The sequence below is a fragment of the Bacteroides sp. AM44-19 genome (assembly GCF_003603395.1).
GTDB classification, from domain to species: domain Bacteria; phylum Bacteroidota; class Bacteroidia; order Bacteroidales; family Bacteroidaceae; genus Bacteroides; species Bacteroides uniformis.
The window spans coordinates 637,122-652,944 of sequence record NZ_QTNB01000001.1 but is presented as its reverse complement, the minus strand read 5'-3'; the positions used below and the strand labels follow the sequence as shown (position 1 = coordinate 652,944).

The following is a 15,823-nucleotide window of genomic DNA, read 5'->3' as shown; positions in this document are numbered from 1 at the left end:
AATGTCTTTGAATTTCATTGTCATCGCTTGTGGGCTTATGGCTTGATGGCATTGTTTCTTATTGCTTCCATAATGTTTGCAGGCGGACGCTGGTTCATCAGTTCGTTCTTCATAAAGTCCATGTATGGGGCTACGTGACTGAAGAACTTATGATATCCTGCACAAAGGTAATTCAGTCCCGGCTCCCCGTCGGCTGTACATGCAAAACGGTTCTTTGGGCATTCGCCGTTGCAGGCAAACAGCCATTCACACTCCCTGCATTGGGTGGGGAGCGATTGTTGCTTCATCAGTCCGAAGGCTTGTTGCCGTTCGCCGTACATCATCTCCACCAGTGTATTCTGATGGATGTTGCCCAGTTTATATTCGGGGAAAACAAAATGGTCGCAGGTATATACGTCTCCGTTGAACTCCATGACACCTGCATGGCCGCACGTCTTTGCCATGGAACATACACCCGGCTGTTCGCCTATCCAGTTGGCAAGGGTAGAGTCGAATAACTGTATGTAGTAAGTACCCACGTCCTGCTTTACCCATTCGTCGAACAAGGCGCATAGGAAGTCTCCCCATTGTTCCGGTGTGACGGAAAAGTCTGCCAGTTGCGTGCTCTTTTCCTTGTCTGCCAGGGAGGCAAGATGGCGTCCGTCCCCATGAGGGGCAATGCGCTCCACGATGGGGGCAAACTGGATGTAATGGCATCCTATCTCCTTGAAGAAATTATAGAAGTCCAGCGGATAGTCGGCGTTGTAGTCATTGACCACTGCCATTCCGTTCCATTCCACACCGTGCTTTTTCAGCAGGTTGATGCCTTGCATCACCTTGACAAAAGAGGGCTTGCCCTGCTTGTTCTTCCGGTATTCGTCATGGAACTCCTGGGGCCCGTCTATGGAGACACCCACCAGCCAGTTGTTCTCCTTGAAGAACCGGCACCATTCATCGGTCAGCAACGTGCCGTTGGTCTGTATGCAGTTGTCTATGGTGCGTCCGTTGGCATATTTCCTTTGCAGCTCCATGGCACGTTTGTAGAAAGAGAGCGGACGCATCAGCGTCTCTCCGCCATGCCAGGTGAACAGAACCTGGGGCATGGTCTGCGAGTTGATGTACTCCTCGATGAACTTTTCCAGCAGTTCCTCGCTCATCACATGCTTGGGGTTGTCTCTATATAGTTTAGATTTCTCCAGATAATAGCAATAATCGCATGCCAGATTGCATACCGCACCTACCGGTTTCAGCATTACATAGAGCGGTTTGGCAAAAGGTGCATAGGTTGACATGTATATTTTCTCTATTTTTATGATTTATAATTGTGCAAAAATACGTAAACCGAATGAAAAATCCTTTCTTTCTATTCGGTTTATAAGGAATATTAATACCTTTGCTGGGTGTAATTCAAAAATCGTTTCTTGCATGATTAGAATGAGTGTGAACCGCATTTTACCCTTTTTGCTCCTGCTTGTGCTCTTTACTTCTTGCAACCGCAAGTATAAGATAGAGGGCAGTTCCTCGGTAACCAGCCTTGACGGAAAGATGTTGTTCCTCAAGACGCTTCGGGACGGGCAATGGGTGAACGTCGACTCGGCAGAGGTTATCCATGGGCATTTCAAGATGAAAGGCCGGGCCGATTCCGTGATGATGGTGACTCTTTATATGGACCACGAGGGCATTATGCCTTTGGTGCTGGAAGACGGCAAAATCGTGGTTTCCATCTCCAATACTCAGTTGATTGCCAAAGGGACTCCTTTGAATGACAAACTGTACGAGTTCATAGACAAGCGCAATTCCCTGGAAGTGAAGATAGAGGAGCTGGAACGGAAAGAGGCGCGTATGGTGCTGGACGGTGCCAATCTGGATGACGTGCATGGGCAGTTGGCAAAGGAAGGCGAAGTACTTGTGAAGGAGATGAACGACTACGTCCGGCAGTTCATTGTAGATAACTTTGAGAATGTGCTGGGCCCCAGTGTATTCATGATGATGTGCAGCACACTGCCCTATCCGGTGATGACTCCGCAGATTGAGGACATCATGAGGACTGCTCCCTTGTCTTTTAAAGAGAATACTTTGGTGAAGGATTTCCTTACAAAGGCGAAGGAGAACATGCAGCTGATTGAAGAGCAGAAACGCATGAAGCAAAATGCTTCTGTAGGAGGACAGAAATAAACAGGAATGAGTTGATAATGACAAACGGGAATGCCTGAATATCCTATCAAGATATTCAGGCATTCCCGTTTGTCATTATGTCTTTATCTGTCCTGGTCTTCGTTCTTCACCATCCCTTTATACTTTTCCGGCAATGCACTCTCCACCGCCGCATAAGCCTCGTTCATGCTTGCCTTGATGTTTTCTGCCCCTTTCCCTTTGGGAGGAATAGGTTCATGGATGGTCAGTATCATCCGGTGACGGTGTATCCACTTTCCGGTGCGTGGAAGAATCTCGAACGAGCCGTCTATAGTGACGGGCACCACTTCCAGTTGCAGTTCATCTGCCAACTGGAAAGCACCTCTCTTGAAGTACCCCATGTGTCCCGTGAAGGTACGTGCCCCTTCGGGAAATACTACCAGTGACACGCCGTCTTTCAAAGATGATTCTGCCTGCCGCATGGTGGCAAGCACCTTCTTGGGGCTGGAACGGTCGACGAAGATATGTCCTGCGCTCTCGCATGCCTTGCCGACAAACGGGATTTTGCGCAGGCTCTTCTTCATCATCCATTTGAAGTTCCGTCCCAGGAATCCGTATATCAGGAATATGTCGAAGGCACCTTGGTGATTGGGCACAAACACGTAGGAAGTACGTTTGTGTATTTTCTCCCTTCCATGTACCTCCACCGGAATAAGCAGTATATAGCAGATGAGCTGTGACCAGATTTTACCGGGATAGTAACCCCAGATATGCGCTCCTCCTATCAGCGAACCGATGATGGTGACCAATGCTGTAAGGATAGTCAGTACCAATAAAATGGGCAACGCAAAGCAAACCTGATAAATAATATAAAGTATCTTCATAGGTGTCGGATTTTTTATTGCTACAAAGATATACCTTTTTCTTATTTCGTCACTCTTTCTCTCTTACTAATTTTAGTACTGTAATTTCCGGCCATGCCCCGAACCGGAACGGTAGTCCTACATAGCCGATGCCAATATTTACGTACAAAGCCCTCTTGCCTTCGTAGTACATTCCTCTCCATTCCGGATAGATAAGTTCGGCAAGGGAATGTCCGAACAGGATGCCTTGCATGGCGTGGGTGTGTCCTGCAAGCATCAGTGAAATATCCGATCGGGGCAGTACCTCGCGCCTCCAGTGGGTAGGGTTATGGCTGAGCAATATTTGGAACATCCCTTCCGTACCCTGCATGGCTTGCGGCAAGTCTGCAAATTGGGAGAAAGGAGGCTCCCCGTCGTTTTCCACACCGATGAGGGCTATGCTGTCACCTTTGTGATGAAGGATGTCATGCTCATTGTTCAGCAGTTTCCATCCCATTGCTTTCTGCTGCCGGATTAAATAGTCCAGATTGGCGATTTCTGCTTTCGGGCTTTGCCAGTGATAGTATGAGCCATAGTCATGATTGCCGAGGATGGAGTATACTCCGTCCGGTGCATATAGTTGGGAGAGTATTTCTTGGAAACCATCCAGTTCGTGGCTCTGCTGGTTCACGAGGTCACCGGTGAAGACAATCAGGTCCGGCTTCTGTCCGTTGACTAAATCGACCAACTGTTTGATGGGTTCCGGATTGCCTTGCCAACTGCCGATGTGTATGTCCGATATTTGCACGATGCGGTAGCCGTCGAAACCTTCCGGAATATTGGCAGAACGGTATTCCACTTCTTTTGTATCGAAACGGGTGATGCCTGCCAGGGTACCGTAAAGGATATTGAAGAAGCTGACGACAGCCAAAACCAGTCCTATAGCGGTGAACGGGCTGCGGGGACAACGACGGATGATGAAGTGTGCCAGTACTCCCACCAGCGAGCAAAGCATGAATATGGTTTTTGGAAAGACAAACAGCATGATGGTAATTGCCAGTCTGCCTATGGCCTGCGTATGGTTTGACATCGCATTGTCGCCCGTAAGGAATATGAAGTAAACATAGCCTGCCGCTAATAGCAAGGTGGGAAGCCAATAAAGGCAGTGAAGGACTGCCTTTCTGGTTTTTCTTACTACATAAACCAAGTAAATGTAAAGGTCGGGGATGAGAAGGAAAAGGATGAAAACAAGAGTTACTCGGTGCATATATCTTTCAATTCTTCAATGTTCTTTTTAATATTGTCCAGATGTTTGTAAATCACTTTTTTGTAGAGAATATAGATAATTAGCGCGTCAAATACTACGAAAAGGGTAATCAGTAGGGCTTGTACGCTGGCTGGTGCCAGATGATATTCCATCACCCAATAGTTGAGGATATTGAAAAGGATAATCCAAATGGAGATGCCCATCACTTCATATCTGGTCCATTGGCGGAAGGTGGTCATACGGCGACTGACTTCGGCAACCCCCATTTCATCAATACGCGTGTCCTTGTTCCAGCGGTATGTTTTCCAGTCCCACCACATGCCTATGAGGATGCTTATAGCGATGAATCCCAGTAAAGCGACAATCTTGCCTTGCAGCTGCTCATTGAAGCCGAAGGTGGGCAGCAACAGCCATATAAGCAGAAGGGCTGCCAGACCTACCGCTCCCATTCCGATAGAGAAACGCTGTATGACTACGAGTCGTCCCAGACTTTTGCGGGTATTGGCCTTGTAGCCGGCAATCAGTTCGGTAATCTGCTGTTCGTCAGCAATCGGTTCTTTCTGCAACTGTTCATTCAGTGCGTTCCATGATTTCTTCAGTTCATCCAGTTCCATATATTTATTCCTCCTTATTCATTTTTTTCAATTTGTCCTTGATGCGGCTGAGTTTGGTGGCAACGTTTGTCAAGGTCAGCCCGGTGATTTCGGCAATTTCTTCGTAGCTTTTCTCTTCCAGATAGAGCAGTATGATGGACTTTTCCAATTGTCCCAGTCGGTTTATCATCCGGTAGAGCTGCCGTAGCATGGCTTGTGTCTCGTCGGTTTCTTCAGTCCGGTCGGCTTCCTGGGTGAGGGTGACGATTTCGGGGATGTTCTTTTCTTTGCGGATAAAGCTGATGCACGTGTTCAGTGCGATGCGGTAAATCCATGTGGAAATCTTACACTCCCGCCGGAACTTGGGAAATGCTTTCCATAAGTTGAGCACCACTTCCTGATACAGGTCGTTGAGGGTAGCATTGGGCGTGGTGTACAGATAGCACACCTTATATATCACGCGCTCATACTCCCGTACCACGGATACAAACTCTTGTTCTGCATTTTCCATCTTTTAGCTTCTTTCGAATTGCTTTTGCACTGTTAGTCGCATTGTGTGGCGATAAATCACAGTTCAAAAAGGATTATTTTAATGTGTTAATGTGCCTATATGCTAATGTGCCTATATGCTAATGTGCCAATGACCTGCGGCATGGTAGCACAATATACATATAGCGCAGCCAATTGGCACATTAGCATATAGGCACATTAGCACATTATTCATATTGTAGTGGCTAAAAACTTCCGCATATCCCCTATTGGCATTCCCCGGCGGCGGGCGTAGTCGTCCAGCTGGTCTTCTCCAATCTTGCCCACTGAAAAGTATCGGGATGCGGGATGTGCCAGCATCATGCCGCAGACGGAGGAGTGAGGGTGCATGGCTCCATGTTCAGTCAGCGTGATGCCTATCTGCTTCATGCCGAGCAGTTCGTCCAGCAGGAAATTCACGGATTGGTCGGGTAGGGAGGGGTATCCCACAGCGGGGCGGATGCCTTGGTATTTCTCGACCAGCAGATCCGGAATGGACAAGGATTCGTCGGGGGCATACCCCCAAGCCTCCTTGCGGACATATTCGTGCATCTTTTCTGTGGCGGCTTCGGCAAGGCGGTCGTTCAGAGTCTGTACAAGGAGATGTTTGTAAGGGTCGCTTTTATAAGTCTCTTCGGCCTCTTCACTGATGGTGGAGGCGAAAAGTCCTACGATGTCGGGCGTGCCTGAAGAGAGGGGACGTACAAAATCGCTCAGACAGAGAAATGGACCGCCATCGGGTTGGGGTGTCTGCTGGCGGAGCAGTGGGAAGGTTGTTCCTTCTATCAAGAGGTTATCTCCGTCTGCATTTGCCTGGCAAAGCCTGAAGATGCAATGGATGGAGATTGTTTCGTCCAGTCGGTCGAGCATTCTATTGGCCTCCTTGAAGAGCTGCATGGCTTCGGAAGCCTTGGTGCGTTCCTCTTCGGGAAAGGTCGTCAGCCAAAGTGCACGGCAAGAATCGCAGCCATGGATGTTTGCGATAGCTGCAAAGCGAGGCTGGAAGCCCCAGGCATGGAAGAAATAAATCCAGTTGATGTAAGGGGTTACTTCATGAATCCGATACGAAAGCAATTCATGCCCCAGTGCCAATATTGTCCTTTTCATCCCATTTCATCCCTAATCCTTAATCCCTAGCCTTCACTCTCCAAATCTCAGTTCCTCGCCACGATAAGCATCGTCCACCATGCCGTCGCTATAAACGGGATGTCCGTTGGCAAAAGTCCTTTCCACTTTCCAGTTGAAGGTATGTCCTTCCAATGGGCTCCAGCCGCATTTGCTCAAAACTTTGTCGGCTGTCACTTCCCACGGGGTATCGGGGCGTACCAGCACAAGGTCTGCCCGGTAACCTTCACGGATATAGCCGCGCTCGTTGATGCGGTAAATTTGTGCGGGAGCATGGCACATTTTTTCAACGATGGTCTCGAGTGTGAATATTCCCTCATCTACCAGTTGCAGCATGCTGACAAGCGAAAACTGTATCATCGGCATGCCGGACATGGCCTTCAAGGCACCTCCTTCTTTTTCGGAGAGCAGATGGGGCGCATGGTCGGTGGCTATAACGTCTATCAGGCCGGAGTTGACGGCTGCACGCAGGGCATCGCGGTCGGCTTGCTTCTTAATGGCAGGATTGCACTTGATACGTGTGCCCAACGTGCGATAGTCACTGAGCGTGAAGAGGAGATGGGCAACGCATGCTTCGGCGGTGATATGCTTCTCGGAAAGTGAATAGTCATTGAACAGTTGCAGTTCCTTGGCTGTGGACACATGCAGAATATGCAGCCGTGCACCGGCAATCCTTGCCAGCCGTACTGCCAGCTCAGAAGATGCACAGCATGCTGCCGAGGAGCGGATGTAGGGATGCTTGCCTATGGGAATATCATTCTCTCCGGCAAACATTTCCTTATACTTGGCAATATTGTTCTTGATGGTTTCCTGGTCTTCGCAGTGGGCGGCAATCAGCATGTCTGTACCGTTGAAGATGTTCAGCAGGCTGTTCATCTTGTCTACCAGCATGTTTCCGGTACTGGAGCCCATGAATAGCTTGATACCGCAGACGCGGTGCTTGTCCAGCTTGCCGAATTCGCTGTAATTGTCGTTTGTTGCGCCGAAGTAGCAGGAATGGTTTACGATACACTTCTCGTTCAGCAAATCAAGTTTGGCGTTCAAGGCATCCAGCGTAGTGGTCACCGGATTTGTATTGGGCATATCCATGATGGAGGTCACACCACCTGCGGCAGCCGCACGGCTTTCGGTGAGGATGTCCGCTTTGTGGGTCAGCCCGGGATCGCGAAAATGTACATGGTCGTCGATGATGCCAGGCAACAGATAGCATCCGGTGGCATCTATGGTCTCGTCACAAGGGGCGGAGAGCGGTTTCCAGTTGGTCAGTACCTCTGCAATGCGCCCGTCTTCTATCACTACGGAACCTTTCACGGATTGTCCTTCGTTGACAATCGTAGCGTTATGTATCAATGTTCTTTTCATATCTTCCTAATATTTGTAGTAAACCCCTATCACTCTATCACCCATCACTTCATCTCCTTATCTACGGTAGGATATTTATGGAACCAACTGTTCCATTTCAACCGAATCACTCCGAATACGGCTTCACCAAAAATACTACTGTTCATTTTGGAGGTGCCCAGTTCGCGATTGATGAAGATGACAGGCACTTCCTTTACCTTGAAGCCACATTTGTAGGCGGTGAATTTCATTTCTATCTGGAAGGCGTATCCTTTGAAGCGGATACCGTCCAGATTGATGGTCTCCAATACCCGGCGGCGGTAACATACAAATCCGGCTGTAGTGTCGTGGATGGGCAGCCCGGTGATGAAGCGCACATACTTGGAGGCAAAATAAGACATCAGTACACGTCCCATGGGCCAGTTCACTACGTTCACACCACTCACATAACGTGAACCGATGGCTACATCGGCACCCTCTTCGGAGCAGGCGCGGTAGAGTCGCGGCAGGTCTTGGGGATTGTGGCTGAAGTCGGCATCCATTTCGAAGATATACTCATAACCTCGTTGCAATGCCCACTTAAAGCCGGCTATATAGGCTGTTCCCAATCCCAGCTTTCCTTTGCGCTCCACCATGAAGAGGCGTTCAGGAAACTCCTGCTGCAAGGTCTTTACAATGGCAGCCGTTCCGTCGGGCGAACCGTCTTCAATGACAAGGATGTGAAAACCATGTTTCAGAGCAAAAACGGCACGGATGATATTTTCTATATTCTCCCGTTCATTGTAGGTGGGGATGATGACAATGCTGTCTGATGTTTGCATACTTATAGGTAATGGGGGTTATAACTGGGAACAAATGTAATACATTTCTTTTTTATCTGGCAGCATTTTCACACAAATCTTGATTTTGCAAAGTTCTGGCGCCACGACTCTTTCATTTATGTAGCTCCTTCTAACTCCTGACTATGAGGAATGCAGGTTAAATCAAAGAACCGTATGCTTGACTTTGAACTTTAGCCTCAATCTTTAGCTATTCCCGTTTCAATCATTAACAGAAAACATTCAAACTATTAAAGAAAAACTTTCGAAGTATAAAGGATAAAGTGGGTAGATATAGGGAGAAAAAGTGCTCTTCAGTCTTGGTCTGTCTATCCCAAGCTTTGGGATAGACAGACCAACCCCTGGGATACATGTCCGCAGGCTGGGGATAAACTTTGTGTAACATAACTCCTGAATAGGGATTGTGTAGGCTGTGTTATTCATAATTGGAGGAAAAGAAGTTTCATTGCCTTCCCCGATAAATAGGGCGATACAGAAAAAAGGTGAAGGATGTGCAGGCTGACAGCAGAAAGATTATTTCAGAGAACATAGTTGCCGACAGGTCAAAGCTAAAGATTATTTGTGTATTTTTGCACCGAATTTATTTCGGTAGGATACCTTATGAGAGGCAATACCGGGGGAAAAAGCGCAAAGCAATGAATATAACTGAACTGCAACAATCTTATGCTTCCCATCCCAATGTAGAGGGGGTGTGCAGGCTTCTGAAAGATAACTCTGTCCGTCACCTGTATTGCGGAGGTTTATATGCCTCTGCCGCTTCTTTGTTTTCGTCTGTATTGGTTCAGCGGGCTACTTGTCCGCTCGTTTTCATTCTGGGCGATATGGAGGAAGCCGGTTATTTCTATCATGATTTGACGCAGATATTGGGGACAGAGCAGGTATTGTTTTTTCCTTCTTCATTTCGCCGCGCCATCAAGTACGGGCAGAAGGATGCGGCAAACGAAATACTCCGTACAGAAGTGCTGAGTCGCCTGCAAAAAGGAGAAGAGGGGCTTTGCGTGGTGACCTATCCGGATGCGCTGGCCGAAAAGGTTGTCTCTCGTAAGGAACTGGGAGAGAATACACTGAAACTGCATGCAGGCGAGAGGGTGGATATGAACTTCGTGACGGACGTATTGCGCAGCTACGGTTTTGAATATGTGGACTACGTCTACGAGCCGGGGCAGTATGCCGTTCGTGGCAGTATTATCGACGTCTTTTCCTTCTCTTCCGAATATCCCTTCCGTATAGACTTTTTCGGCGATGAGGTGGAAAGCGTCCGTACCTTCGAGGTGGAAACACAGCTCTCGAAAGAGAAGAAAGAAAGCATCGTGATAGTTCCCGACTTGAGCCATAGCCTGGAAAAAAAAGGAAGCGGCGGCATGGTGTCGTTCCTCGATTTCCTTCCGTCGGACAGCTTGCTTGCCATGCGCGACTTTCTCTGGTTGCGCGAACGCATCCAGACCGTGCACGACGAATCGCTCACCCCACAGGCCATCGCCGCCCGTGAGTCGGAGGAGAATGGAGCCATCACGCTGGAAGGCAAGCTGATTGATGGTGGCGAGTTCACCCTGCGCGCCCTCGATTTCCGCCGGATGGAGTTCGGCAACAAGCCCACCGGAACGCCGGATGCTACCGTCTCGTTCCATACTACGGTACAGCCTATCTTCCATAAAAACTTCGACATGGTGGCGGAGAGTTTCCGCGAATACCTCTCCCGTCACTACACCATCTACATATGCAGCGACAGCCTGAAACAGACCGACCGCATCCGTGCCATCTTTGAGGACCGTGGAGACAACATATCCTTTACCGCCGTGGAACGGACACTGCACGAAGGCTTTGCCGACGACACTTTACGTATCTGTATCTTTACCGACCATCAGCTGTTCGACCGCTTTCACAAGTATAACTTGAAGAGCGACAAGGCACGCAGCGGCAAGGTGGCCTTGAGCCTGAAGGAGCTGAACCAATTCACCCCCGGCGACTATGTGGTGCATACCGACCACGGTGTGGGGCGTTTTGCCGGACTGGTACGTATCCCCAACGGTGACACCACGCAGGAGGTGATGAAGATTGTCTATCAGAACGAAGATGTGGTGTTTGTCTCCATCCACTCTCTGCACAAGGTTTCCAAGTACAAGGGAAAGGAGGGTGAAGCGCCCCGCCTCAACAAGCTCGGCACCGGAGCTTGGGAGAAGCTGAAAGACCGCACCAAGACGAAGATAAAGGATATTGCCCGCGACTTGATAAAACTCTACTCGCAACGCCGCGAGGAGAAGGGGTTCCAATACAGTCCCGACAGCTTCCTGCAACGGGAGTTGGAAGCCTCCTTCATCTATGAGGATACCCCCGACCAAAGCAAGGCTACTTCCGACGTGAAGGCCGACATGGAGAGTGCCCGTCCGATGGACCGCCTGGTGTGCGGTGACGTGGGCTTCGGCAAGACGGAGGTGGCTGTTCGTGCCGCTTTCAAGGCTGTGGCGGACAATAAGCAGGTGGCTGTACTGGTGCCCACTACCGTACTTGCCTATCAGCATTTCCAGACCTTCAAGGAGCGCTTGAAAGGTTTGCCTTGCCGGGTGGAGTATCTGAGTCGTGCCCGCACCGCTGCTCAGGCAAAGGCTGTAGTGAAAGGGCTTGCCGAAGGGGAAGTGAATATTCTTATCGGTACCCACCGTATCCTGGGAAAAGACGTTAAGTTCAAAGACCTTGGTTTGTTGATTATTGATGAGGAGCAGAAGTTCGGCGTCTCCGTCAAGGAGAAACTCCGCCAATTGAAGGTGAATGTGGATACGCTGACCATGACGGCTACACCCATTCCCCGTACCTTGCAGTTTTCGCTGATGGGTGCGCGCGACTTGAGCGTCATCCAGACACCGCCGCCTAACCGCTATCCCATCCAGACGGAAGTGCACACCTTCAACGAGGAAATCATTGCCGACGCCGTCAATTTCGAGATGAGCCGTAACGGGCAGGTATTCTTCGTGAATAACCGTATTTCCAATCTGGTTGAGTTGAAGGCCATGATAGAGCGGCACATTCCCGACTGCCGTGTCTGTATCGGACACGGACAGATGGAGCCTGCCGAACTGGAGAAGATAATCTTTGATTTCGTCAATTACGATTACGATGTGCTGCTTGCCACTACCATCATCGAAAGTGGCATCGACATACCCAATGCCAATACCATTATCATCAACCAGGCGCAGAACTTCGGCCTCAGTGACTTGCACCAGATGCGCGGACGTGTGGGGCGGAGCAATAAAAAAGCTTTCTGTTACCTGCTGGCACCGCCTTTGTCCTCCCTTACTCCCGAAGCAAAACGACGCCTGCAAGCCATCGAGAACTTCTCCGACCTGGGCAGTGGCATCCACATTGCCATGCAGGACCTTGACATCCGTGGCGCAGGCAATATGCTCGGTGCCGAACAGAGTGGTTTCATTGCCGACCTAGGCTACGAGACGTATCAAAAGATTCTCTCCGAAGCTGTGCACGAACTGAAGACCGACGAGTTTGCCGACCTTTATGCCGAAGAACTGAAAGCAGACGGAGGCGTCATCAGTGGAGAACAGTTTGTCGACGAATGCCAGGTGGAAAGCGACCTTGAACTTCTGTTGCCTGCCGATTACGTGACTGGCAGCAGCGAGCGTATGTTGCTCTATCGCGAGTTGGACGGATTGACACTCGACAAGGATGTGGATGCTTTCCGTTCCCGCCTCGAAGACCGCTTCGGCCCGATTCCTCCCGAAACGGAAGAACTGCTGCGCATCGTTCCCTTGCGACGCCTGGCTGCCCGCCTCGGCGTGGAGAAAGTCTTTCTGAAAGGTGGGCGCATGTCCCTGTTCTTCGTCTCCAATCCGGACAGCCCGTACTATCAGAGCCAGGCTTTCGGTAAGGTCATTGCCTACATGATGAAGTACACCCGGCGTTGTGACCTGCGCGAACAGAACAACAAACGGAGTATGTTGGTGAAGGATGTCAAGACGGTAGAAGAAGCTGTCTGTGTGTTGCAGGAGGTAGTGGCAATGCAGGTGGAAGAGTAAACTGTTGCCACTCCTGCCACTAACGTCCGAACTGCAAGGCGAATCCCAAATTGAAGAAAGTGATGTTGTTTTTGAACCAGCTATGGTCTACTCCGTCATCATACCCGTCTGTGTTATAAAGTCGTGCATCGGGGTTGGCAAACCAGTCTGCTGTCAGGAAATCACAGCGAATCATGCCCGAGAGTTTACGGCTGATGCGGAACTCATAGCCTGCTGCGAAAGTTATTCCACAATATCCTTTATGGAAAAGGTGTCCGTTCCGTTCACCGCGTTTATATGTCCGTTCCTGATAGTTCATATACCCGATGCCGAACGAGAGGAACAGTCCTTGATTCCCGTTGCTCCACAAGGGCCGGTATGTGATGTTGGGGCGTATGCAGTGCAGATGTGCCTTATCCGGCAGGCGTGCCATGCGTAGATAGTCATATTGAAGTCCTGCGGCAAATAGGGGCGTGATGTAGTAGCGGCCTTCTGTCATCAGGTCATATCCCACCCGGTTGCCATTCTTGCTGAAGAAGTCGTTACGGTTTCCCTCTACATGAGGTAAGGATACACCGCCACCGAAGATGATACTGTAATTTTGCGGCAGGCATTCGCTTTGTGCCAGCAGACCTGTCGCTCCGATGGGGAGTAGGGATAGGCAGAGGAGGAGGAATCGTTTCATGCAGTTGCTGTGAGTTTCTTGGAAATATCGTATTTTTATCGTTTCCCGTATAGCTTGTCTATCAAATCCGTCCGTCCTATCCGGCGCAGTTCGTTTATGATGTTCCTGCGCTCTTCGGGTTTGTACCAGAAGAAGAATTGGCGTTGAGCCAGTTTCTCGCGCTGCGTTTTGGCACTGAATACCGGTTCCAGCGTATAAGGATGGAAGCCCGTGTACCATGCTTCGGTGGCAACGGTCATGGGAGTAGGGGTAAAGTCTTGCACTTGCTCCAGATGGAAGTCCAGTCGCTTGGTGATGACGGCAAGTTCTGCCATATCTTCCTCCTTGCATCCGGGATGGCTGCTGATGAAATAAGGAATAAGCTGCTGGCGTAGTCCTTCTTCATGGTTAATCCTGTCGAATATCTTCTTGAACTCACCGAACTGGCTGAACGGAGGCTTGCGCATGATGTTGAGCACGCGGTCTGACGTATGCTCCGGTGCTACCTTCAGGCGACCGCTGACATGGCGGGCAATGAGCTCGCGGGTATATTCCTGCGTACTTTTGTTAGTGTTCGGGTCCTTGCTCTGGTGCAGCAGCAGGTCATAGCGTACACCGCTGCCAATGAAGGACTTCTTGATGCCGGGCAGGGCATCTACGGCATGATAGATGTCGAGCAGCGGACGGTGGTCCGTATTCAGGTTGGGGCATACCTTGGGGTAGATGCACGACGGGCGTTTGCATTTCCTGCAGACGGCCTCATCCCGTCCCTTCATGCGGTACATATTGGCCGACGGGCCTCCCAAATCGCTCAAATAACCCTTGAAGTCTGGCAGCTCCGTGATGGCTTTCACCTCTTTCAGAATGCTCTCCTTGCTGCGGCTTACGATGAATTTGCCCTGGTGTGCGGAGATGGTGCAGAAGGCACATCCTCCGAAACATCCGCGATGCAGGTTGACGGAGAACTTTATCATGTCGTATGCCGGAATACGTTTTCCCTTGTATTTGGGATGGGGCAGGCGCGTGTATGGCAAGTCGAAAGAACGGTCGAGTTCAGCTTCCGTCAAAGGGGGATAGGGAGGATTGACTACTACCGTCAGCTTGCCGCTCTTTTGCAAGATGCGGGATGCTGTATATTTGTTGCTTTCCTCCTCGATATGACGGAAGTTGGCAGCTTCTTTCTTTTTATCTTTCAGACATTCTTCATGGGAAAAGAGGGTGATATCCCCTTCTTGTACCACTACTTCCTTGTCAAGGTAAACCATTTGGGGAATATCGGCGATGAGCTTTTTGAAGCTTGGGGCGTCCATCTGTGTCTGTTGGCGTTTCAGCCTTTCCGCAAGTTCCACCACCGGTTTCTCTCCCATACCGTAGATGAGTGAGTCGGCTCCGCTGTCGAGGAGGATGCTGGGGCGTACACGGTCCTGCCAATAGTCATAGTGCGTCAGGCGGCGCATGCTTGCCTCGATGCCGCCCAGTACGACGGGGACATCGGGGAATAGCTTCTTTAATATCTGGGTATATACAATGGAAGGGTACTCCGGACGCATATCCGGACGTGCATCCGGGGTATAGGCGTCATCACTGCGCAAGCGTTTGTTGGCAGTATATTTGTTGACCATCGAATCCATACAGCCGGGACTGATGCCGAAGAACAGACGGGGACGTCCCAGTTTTTTGAAGTCGCGCAAGTCGTCGCGCCAGTTGGGTTGGGGGATGATGGCTACGCGCAATCCTTCTGCTTCGAGGATGCGGCCTATGACGGCGGCTCCAAAAGAAGGGTGATCCACGTAGGCGTCACCGCTGAAAAGTATTACATCCAATTCGTCCCAACCACGCAGTTCCACTTCTTTCTTGGTAGTAGGAAGCCAGTCTGTAAGGCGATATTCTTTCATTTGCACATTAAAAACTGTAATGTCATCCGTTCTCCGTCGTAAATCTCACGGAAGCCTATCTGCTGCTCGGAAAGATACTCTTTCATGTCATTGAAGGCAGCAGCGTCGTCCATGATGATTTCCAGCTTCTCGCCTTTTCCGGCCTCGCACATGGCTTTGATGGCAGGGATTAAAGGGCTGTAATGCTGTTGTCCGCAGGTGTCGATGGTTTTCATTTATTCTTCTTCTATGGTGTCTTGTTGGGAAAGCCATTGCAGATAGAGCTTGATGAGCTGTTGTAGTCCGAAGGCCTTCATGTTGTTGTGATAGATAACGTCGATACAGAGGTCGAGCAGGTCTTTGCTGTCTTCCTCTTGCGCGGCGATGAGGGAGCGGATGTTCAGTTTCAACTTGTCGAGCACGGTTTCGTCCACAATACCGTTGCTGTCGATGAGATGGCGGAAGAGGCCGTATTTCTCGATGGTGGCAAGATTCTCTTCAGAAACTTCTAAACTACGGGTTCCGCTGGGGTTGGCTTGTATAGTGTACATGATGTTTAATGTTTAGTGGTTGATGTTTAATGATTAATGGAAGCAAAGATAGTTTTTTCACTACAGATTACACAGATTTTCAC

The 15,823-nt window shown here is 49.8% G+C and carries 14 protein-coding genes; 2 read left to right on the top strand and 12 right to left on the bottom strand.

Annotated features, from left to right (window positions below; all coding sequences use genetic code 11):
- Window positions 1-35: 35 nt before the first annotated feature.
- Window positions 36-1,271, bottom strand: a complete 1,236-nt coding sequence (locus DW947_RS03005) for an anaerobic sulfatase-maturation protein (protein ID WP_117962600.1) — start codon at window positions 1,269-1,271, stop codon at window positions 36-38.
- Window positions 1,272-1,404: 133 nt separating this feature from the next.
- On the opposite strand from DW947_RS03005, the gene DW947_RS03000 reads away from it, so the two are divergent.
- A complete protein-coding gene (locus tag DW947_RS03000) occupies window positions 1,405-2,154 on the top strand; it encodes a DUF4369 domain-containing protein (protein WP_044467452.1) in 750 nt (249 codons plus the stop codon).
- A gap of 83 nt (window positions 2,155-2,237) precedes the next feature.
- On the opposite strand, the gene DW947_RS02995 is transcribed toward DW947_RS03000, so the two are convergent.
- From DW947_RS02995 to DW947_RS02965, 7 genes are all read right to left on the bottom strand, one after another.
- Window positions 2,238-2,996 (bottom strand): lysophospholipid acyltransferase family protein, encoded by a 759-nt coding sequence (locus tag DW947_RS02995; RefSeq protein ID WP_005826706.1) that lies wholly within the window; start codon window positions 2,994-2,996, stop codon window positions 2,238-2,240.
- Between the two features lie 49 nt (window positions 2,997-3,045).
- The gene (locus tag DW947_RS02990) at window positions 3,046-4,221 is read right to left on the bottom strand and encodes a metallophosphoesterase (RefSeq protein WP_044467453.1); all 1,176 of its coding nucleotides are present in this window, start codon (window positions 4,219-4,221) and stop codon (window positions 3,046-3,048) included.
- The gene (locus DW947_RS02985; protein ID WP_005826703.1) at window positions 4,209-4,835 is read right to left on the bottom strand and encodes a hypothetical protein; all 627 of its coding nucleotides are present in this window, start codon (window positions 4,833-4,835) and stop codon (window positions 4,209-4,211) included. Before DW947_RS02985 ends, DW947_RS02990 begins: the two co-directional genes overlap by 13 nt.
- Window positions 4,836-4,839: 4 nt before the next feature.
- Entirely contained in the window at window positions 4,840-5,325 is a 486-nt protein-coding gene (locus DW947_RS02980) for an RNA polymerase sigma factor (RefSeq protein WP_005826701.1), read from the bottom strand.
- A gap of 209 nt (window positions 5,326-5,534) precedes the next feature.
- Window positions 5,535-6,449, bottom strand: a complete 915-nt coding sequence (locus DW947_RS02975) for a vitamin B12 dependent-methionine synthase activation domain-containing protein (protein WP_005826699.1) — start codon at window positions 6,447-6,449, stop codon at window positions 5,535-5,537.
- A gap of 33 nt (window positions 6,450-6,482) precedes the next feature.
- Window positions 6,483-7,829, bottom strand: coding sequence for a dihydroorotase (locus tag DW947_RS02970; protein ID WP_005826696.1), 1,347 nt, complete (start codon window positions 7,827-7,829; stop codon window positions 6,483-6,485).
- Window positions 7,830-7,873: 44 nt separating this feature from the next.
- A complete protein-coding gene (locus DW947_RS02965; RefSeq protein WP_005826694.1) occupies window positions 7,874-8,629 on the bottom strand; it encodes a polyprenol monophosphomannose synthase in 756 nt (251 codons plus the stop codon).
- Between the two features lie 653 nt (window positions 8,630-9,282).
- Between DW947_RS02965 and mfd the strand changes: the two genes are divergently transcribed.
- On the top strand, window positions 9,283-12,672 hold the full coding sequence (gene mfd, locus DW947_RS02960) for a transcription-repair coupling factor (protein WP_117962602.1): 3,390 nt from the start codon (window positions 9,283-9,285) through the stop codon (window positions 12,670-12,672).
- A gap of 19 nt (window positions 12,673-12,691) precedes the next feature.
- On the opposite strand, the gene DW947_RS02955 is transcribed toward mfd, so the two are convergent.
- Genes DW947_RS02955 through DW947_RS02940 form a run of 4 tightly spaced genes read right to left on the bottom strand, consistent with a single transcriptional unit; the run spans window position 12,692 to window position 15,740 of the window.
- Window positions 12,692-13,336, bottom strand: coding sequence for a hypothetical protein (locus DW947_RS02955; RefSeq protein WP_005826687.1), 645 nt, complete (start codon window positions 13,334-13,336; stop codon window positions 12,692-12,694).
- Window positions 13,337-13,371: 35 nt separating this feature from the next.
- A complete protein-coding gene (locus tag DW947_RS02950) occupies window positions 13,372-15,210 on the bottom strand; it encodes a YgiQ family radical SAM protein (RefSeq protein WP_005826685.1) in 1,839 nt (612 codons plus the stop codon).
- Window positions 15,207-15,425, bottom strand: coding sequence for a sulfurtransferase TusA family protein (locus DW947_RS02945; RefSeq protein ID WP_005826683.1), 219 nt, complete (start codon window positions 15,423-15,425; stop codon window positions 15,207-15,209). The genes DW947_RS02950 and DW947_RS02945 overlap by 4 nt, the downstream gene beginning before the upstream one ends.
- Window positions 15,426-15,740, bottom strand: a complete 315-nt coding sequence (locus DW947_RS02940; protein ID WP_005826681.1) for a hypothetical protein — start codon at window positions 15,738-15,740, stop codon at window positions 15,426-15,428.
- Window positions 15,741-15,823: the final 83 nt, after the last annotated feature.

What these genes read in the sequence shown, in the direction of transcription:
- DW947_RS03005 (WP_117962600.1), bottom strand. Translation starts at nt 1,271, where the DNA reads ATGTCAACCTATGCACCTTTTGCCAAACCGCTCTATGTAATGCTGAAA.
- DW947_RS03000 (WP_044467452.1), top strand. Translation starts at nt 1,405, where the DNA reads ATGATTAGAATGAGTGTGAACCGCATTTTACCCTTTTTGCTCCTGCTT.
- DW947_RS02995 (WP_005826706.1), bottom strand. Translation starts at nt 2,996, where the DNA reads ATGAAGATACTTTATATTATTTATCAGGTTTGCTTTGCGTTGCCCATT.
- DW947_RS02990 (WP_044467453.1), bottom strand. Translation starts at nt 4,221, where the DNA reads ATGCACCGAGTAACTCTTGTTTTCATCCTTTTCCTTCTCATCCCCGAC.
- DW947_RS02985 (WP_005826703.1), bottom strand. Translation starts at nt 4,835, where the DNA reads ATGGAACTGGATGAACTGAAGAAATCATGGAACGCACTGAATGAACAG.
- DW947_RS02980 (WP_005826701.1), bottom strand. Translation starts at nt 5,325, where the DNA reads ATGGAAAATGCAGAACAAGAGTTTGTATCCGTGGTACGGGAGTATGAG.
- DW947_RS02975 (WP_005826699.1), bottom strand. Translation starts at nt 6,449, where the DNA reads ATGAAAAGGACAATATTGGCACTGGGGCATGAATTGCTTTCGTATCGG.
- DW947_RS02970 (WP_005826696.1), bottom strand. Translation starts at nt 7,829, where the DNA reads ATGAAAAGAACATTGATACATAACGCTACGATTGTCAACGAAGGACAA.
- DW947_RS02965 (WP_005826694.1), bottom strand. Translation starts at nt 8,629, where the DNA reads ATGCAAACATCAGACAGCATTGTCATCATCCCCACCTACAATGAACGG.
- mfd (WP_117962602.1), top strand. Translation starts at nt 9,283, where the DNA reads ATGAATATAACTGAACTGCAACAATCTTATGCTTCCCATCCCAATGTA.
- DW947_RS02955 (WP_005826687.1), bottom strand. Translation starts at nt 13,336, where the DNA reads ATGAAACGATTCCTCCTCCTCTGCCTATCCCTACTCCCCATCGGAGCG.
- DW947_RS02950 (WP_005826685.1), bottom strand. Translation starts at nt 15,210, where the DNA reads ATGAAAGAATATCGCCTTACAGACTGGCTTCCTACTACCAAGAAAGAA.
- DW947_RS02945 (WP_005826683.1), bottom strand. Translation starts at nt 15,425, where the DNA reads ATGAAAACCATCGACACCTGCGGACAACAGCATTACAGCCCTTTAATC.
- DW947_RS02940 (WP_005826681.1), bottom strand. Translation starts at nt 15,740, where the DNA reads ATGTACACTATACAAGCCAACCCCAGCGGAACCCGTAGTTTAGAAGTT.